Below are 548 nucleotides of genomic sequence, written 5' to 3'. Positions count from 1 at the left end.
CATCAGCTTTTACAGCCCTACTCAACTGTGCGGAGGTGGGACGACGAAATCGAATTCTAACGAATTACCGATTTCTGTCCCACTCTCTTTTGTTAGAGTTCCTTTTCTAGTTCATTTAGAAAGATGATTAAAAATTGATGGCGACTTTCTGCCATTTGTTTGGCAGTCTCCGTGTTCATTTCATCTTTTAAGAGAAGCAACTTGTCATGGAAATGTTGGACAGTATCAGTAAGGGACCTCCCTTTGTGGCCACCATAGGAAAAAGTTCGCGCAATTCCTACAGCTCCTATCGCATCGAGGCGGTCTGCATCCTGGACAATCTTGCCTTCTAAGGTTTCTGGATGTTTACCGCGATTTTTGCTGAAAGAAACAGCATTGATTACCCGACAAATCTGGTCGATTTGGTTTTTAGGAGTAGCAATCTCTTCTAGAAACTTACGAGCATTTGCATTATTCTCTGTTTGAAACAATTTATCATCATCAGCATCGTGAAGAAGAGCCGACAAGCCCACTATCTCCAGATCACATGGACCTTCTGCTTGTGCGAT

The 548-nt window shown here is 42.7% G+C and carries 1 protein-coding gene; it reads right to left on the bottom strand.

Going from position 1 to position 548, the window contains the following annotated elements; translation table 11 throughout:
* Positions 1 to 92 precede the first annotated feature (92 nt).
* A partial coding sequence (locus tag SPADD19_RS02710; protein ID WP_241496434.1) for an HD domain-containing protein occupies positions 93 to 548 on the bottom strand: 456 nt, incomplete at its 5' end.

The organism is Streptococcus parasanguinis (assembly GCF_001578955.1).
Classification (GTDB): domain Bacteria; phylum Bacillota; class Bacilli; order Lactobacillales; family Streptococcaceae; genus Streptococcus; species Streptococcus parasanguinis_U.
The sequence above is the reverse complement of the archived record's forward strand: the minus strand, read 5'-3'. Positions and strand labels throughout refer to the sequence as shown.